The sequence below is a fragment of the Methylobacterium sp. J-030 genome (genome assembly GCF_022829545.1).
In the GTDB taxonomy this organism is placed as follows: domain Bacteria; phylum Pseudomonadota; class Alphaproteobacteria; order Rhizobiales; family Beijerinckiaceae; genus Methylobacterium.
Genome location: NZ_JAKSYM010000055.1, coordinates 1 through 3,421, shown reverse-complemented (window position 1 = coordinate 3,421; position 3,421 = coordinate 1). Strand labels below are relative to the sequence as shown.

The window sequence follows — 3,421 nt, the reverse complement described above, 5'->3', positions numbered from 1 at the left end:
TGGTCAGTGCAGTTCTCATCGGCGTATCTCCCTGTTGACCGCTGGCCGGTTGCAGGACCTGCCATGCGGCAACAAGGCAATCGCGCTTCCGTGAGCCCGTTCCTCGTCTACGGATCACATATGGACCTATCCGACCTTGAGCTCTGGGCATTCCTCGCGGTGGCGATCCCAGGCTTGTTTCTCGGGTTCATCAGCCATGCCGCCGGGAATGGCTTGGTGGCTCACAATCCCGCCGCGATCAGCGCGTCTGCTAGAGGCAATGGCGGGGGCGGCCCGCTGTGTTCAAGCCACCGGAAGTACCTGCGTTGCGCAACACCCTGCTGGCGCTGCTTGCCGTTCTCGTCGTGATGGCCGCCCACGCGGCCTATCGGCTGGTGAGCCTACCCTTCCGTCTCCTGCGCAGCCTGTTCCGGCACAAAGTTCGGCCGGCCCCGCTGACGGTCCGATAACCCCCCTTCGCTATCCTGCTGTTGGGCTGCGTTGCGTATCGGCCTGCCCGCTGGTGAGATCGGACGCTCCCCCGCCCCGTGAGCAGATCGGGGTGGGGCCGAGCGGACGGTACGAAGGAAAGCGCCTATGCCAGCCCAGCCAGAGCGGAAGCTGTCCGACGCGGAACTGGACCGGCTGGCGCGCGAGCTGTTCGCCGAGGTGCGGGCGCAGCATGCGGAGAAGCCGCAAGACAAGGCAGACTGTGACGCAACTGCCGATGTCGGTGTGGATCTGCTGGACTGGCTGCTGGACGGCGGTGATGGCGACGGCGGTGGCGATGGTCACGGCGGCGATTAAACCGCCAGCGCCTCAATCTTTGAAGATCCGGACCTCGCCCCCTGAAAGTTCATCGCGCTGGTCGGCGCACCACTGCTGTTCCCCGGCTTCCTTCACCTCGGCGTAGCGCCGCGCCAACTCGTCCTTGAAGGCGGCATTGGCCCGCTCTGGACCGAGGACCTTGGTTGCCACGTCTCGTGCAGTCTGGGAAATCCTCAGGGCGGTCGTCCCATCGATCGCGAAGTGCTTGCCGCAGAACGTGATGATGGCCGATTGCGCGCTGGACGCTCGGAGCAAGGCTAAAGCCTGTTCCTCCTGCGTCTGGGCATGACAGGGCAAGGCAGTGAGGCCGGCGACAAGGGCGAGGGCGACAGGGGCTCGGTAGCGCATAGCCACGTCTCCGGCGGCCGTGCCGCCCCGCTTTTGCCAGCGGGGCAACGACGCGGTGATCGTAGGTCGAATGCGGGCCGAGCGCGATGCGGCCGATCGAGCGCAGATGGGATCGATGTGATGCGCTCGATAGCGATAGGTCTGATGGTCGTGGCGCGGTGCAAGGGTTCGCTAACCGACAGCCTCCAGCGTTGCCGTCATGTCCAGGCGAACCCTTCGAACCCTGAAAGGCGCTCTTTGGATCGCCGTTCTAGCCCTCTGCTGCTTCTCGGCCGCCATGCTGGTGGAAGCGAATCGGCCCGCTAAACCAACGATCGCGCACCTGCCGTCCGCTGACCCCACAACGACAGGTGCGATCGACCGAACGCCGATCCGGTGGTGCGGGGCTGCTTCTTGGTGCCGCTGAACGCCAGCCGCACTCAACCTTGAGGATGCGATATGCGGGTCATGATCACTCTCACGCTTATGGCAACGCTTGACCTCACTGGGGCCGTCCATGCGCAAGGGTTGGACCGGGGCGCTCGGGAAGGGGTGGAGCGCGGAGAGGAAATCGCCGGTCCGCTCGGGGCACTCGTCGGTGGAGCAATCGGCGCAGCCGTGGGTACAGCCAATGGAATTTTGGGCGTTGATCGCCGGGAGCGCTTCCGCATCTACGCGCTGGGGGAACACCGCCCATCCGTGATACTCTCTGATCCAGTACGGGTTGGGACCGTGCTGCCGGAGGACGGGGTGGTCTACTACGATGTGCCGCGGGAGTTCGCGTTGCCCGAATACAGCTACACGATCATCAACGGCCATCCCGTGTTGGTCGAACCGAGGAGCCGGCGCATTGTGGAGGTGATTGAGTAGCCACAGACCAGATCGCAACTGGATCCGACCGCCTCAGGCCGATGCGACTGTAAAGCTGCGATTAGCTATTCCGCGCGATCCAGCGGAACGACGAGCTTGGCAGTATGTTCTGCCGACATGGAACACTATCGATCCACCCTGGCCACGACGGCGATCGCAGTTGCCGGCCTGCTTGTCGCCGCTCATGTGCTGCACCCGGGCAATTACGAGCGTTCTGATCGAAGAGCGCGGGTCGTCACGGTGGCTATCGATGCGCCATCAACGTCGACTGCTTGGACCGACCCACCTGGGAAACTACACGGCAGCGAACCCGCGTTGGTGATGGCCAACAGTAGGGCACTGCTGTCGCATCACCTGACGGTGACTCTGCCGTCAGGAGTGCGGTCGTCGCCGACATTGTCGGGCAAGCTTATGCCGCCGGCCCCTCAAGGGAAGGCTGCTGAAGGCGACCCGATCGGCGACCTAATCCGCGACCTGGATCTCAATCAGGCGAGCTGACGATCGAACTATCTTCGCCAGCAGACCCTCAGGCGTATGGCCCACCGAACAGGTCGCCCAGCGCCTTCCGCCGGAACAGCGTGCGCCACCGCCGCCTCCGATGCTCCGGCCGGTCGTGGATCATGTGGCACCGCTGGCAGAAGGCCGCGAGGTTGGCGCCCGCGTTGTTCGAGGTGCCGTGATCCCGGTGTGCGGCGGCCAGTACCACGCGGGTGCGACGGGCGCTGCCGAGGATGTCAGCTTCTGCAGCGATCCGGATCCGGCGCCCCCACCCGTCGCGCCACCGGGCGGCATCCGCATCCCACCAGCGCCCATCGCCCAGGTGGTAGACCATCCGCCCATGCGGCCGCCCGCAGCCCTCGCAGCAGCCTCTCGCCCGGCCGAACCGTATTACGGCTGAGAGCTGCGCCCAGTCGATGGGATAGATGAAGCGGTGCTCGGGCCGGATCGGCATGGTGGCGCACTGTGCCATCCGGCGTGAAAAAAGCGTAGCTTTAAGGGGCTCGCTCATCCGACGACGTAGGCCTGATGCGTGCCGCTCATCGTTGGGGTCTGCTTGCAACCATCTTCGGATGATAGGAACGTCTGCTAATTGGCAGCTACGACTGCCTTCCGCTCCGGCACCTTATCGATGACGATGAGCACAGAGGCGGTGAGTATGCTCTTGCCAGCTTCGTCGCGAACCTCGGCCCGGTACTGAGCAGCCGGCCGTGCCTTATGCTCGGACCCGAGCATGTCGGCCAACGTCTTGCGGACAACCTCCCGCACAGCAGCCTCGTCCGGCAACTCGTGGCCGACGTCATCTATGGCGACAATGCTGTCGAAGGTGTCGATGAAGTAGCGGGGCATCAGGCCCTCCGCGTCGCAGGCGGGAGCGCTCGCCTCACCCAGCCGCCGGCGCCTACGGTCGATCAGCCAA

The 3,421-nt window shown here is 64.7% G+C and carries 7 protein-coding genes; 4 read left to right on the top strand and 3 right to left on the bottom strand.

Features of this window, described 5'->3' with window-relative positions; translation table 11 throughout:
- The first annotated feature begins 305 nt into the window (after window positions 1–305).
- Window positions 306–449 carry a hypothetical protein gene (locus MKK75_RS02415; RefSeq protein WP_244041037.1) on the top strand — a complete coding sequence of 48 codons (144 nt, stop codon included), beginning with the start codon at window positions 306–308 and terminating at the stop codon, window positions 447–449.
- Window positions 450–576: 127 nt separating this feature from the next.
- A complete protein-coding gene (locus tag MKK75_RS02410) occupies window positions 577–786 on the top strand; it encodes a hypothetical protein (RefSeq protein WP_244041036.1) in 210 nt (69 codons plus the stop codon).
- Window positions 787–798: 12 nt separating this feature from the next.
- Here MKK75_RS02410 and MKK75_RS02405 read toward each other — a convergent pair whose 3' ends face one another.
- Window positions 799–1,155 carry a hypothetical protein gene (locus MKK75_RS02405; protein WP_244041035.1) on the bottom strand — a complete coding sequence of 119 codons (357 nt, stop codon included), beginning with the start codon at window positions 1,153–1,155 and terminating at the stop codon, window positions 799–801.
- Between the two features lie 447 nt (window positions 1,156–1,602).
- Here MKK75_RS02405 and MKK75_RS02400 point away from each other — a divergent pair, with 447 nt between their 5' ends.
- Together MKK75_RS02400 and MKK75_RS02395 are read left to right on the top strand one after the other, a co-directional pair.
- A complete protein-coding gene (locus tag MKK75_RS02400; RefSeq protein WP_409567507.1) occupies window positions 1,603–2,004 on the top strand; it encodes a DUF1236 domain-containing protein in 402 nt (133 codons plus the stop codon).
- 117 nt (window positions 2,005–2,121) lie between these two features.
- Complete coding sequence (locus MKK75_RS02395; RefSeq protein WP_244041033.1) at window positions 2,122–2,502, top strand: hypothetical protein; 381 nt, start codon at window positions 2,122–2,124, stop codon at window positions 2,500–2,502.
- Window positions 2,503–2,530: 28 nt separating this feature from the next.
- Here the strand turns inward: MKK75_RS02395 and MKK75_RS02390 are convergent, their stop codons facing one another.
- The gene (locus MKK75_RS02390) at window positions 2,531–2,956 is read right to left on the bottom strand and encodes a hypothetical protein (RefSeq protein WP_244041032.1); all 426 of its coding nucleotides are present in this window, start codon (window positions 2,954–2,956) and stop codon (window positions 2,531–2,533) included.
- A 134-nt stretch (window positions 2,957–3,090) separates the two neighbouring features.
- The coding region (locus MKK75_RS02385) for a DUF6894 family protein (RefSeq protein WP_244041031.1) at window positions 3,091–3,421 on the bottom strand (331 nt) is incomplete at its 5' end.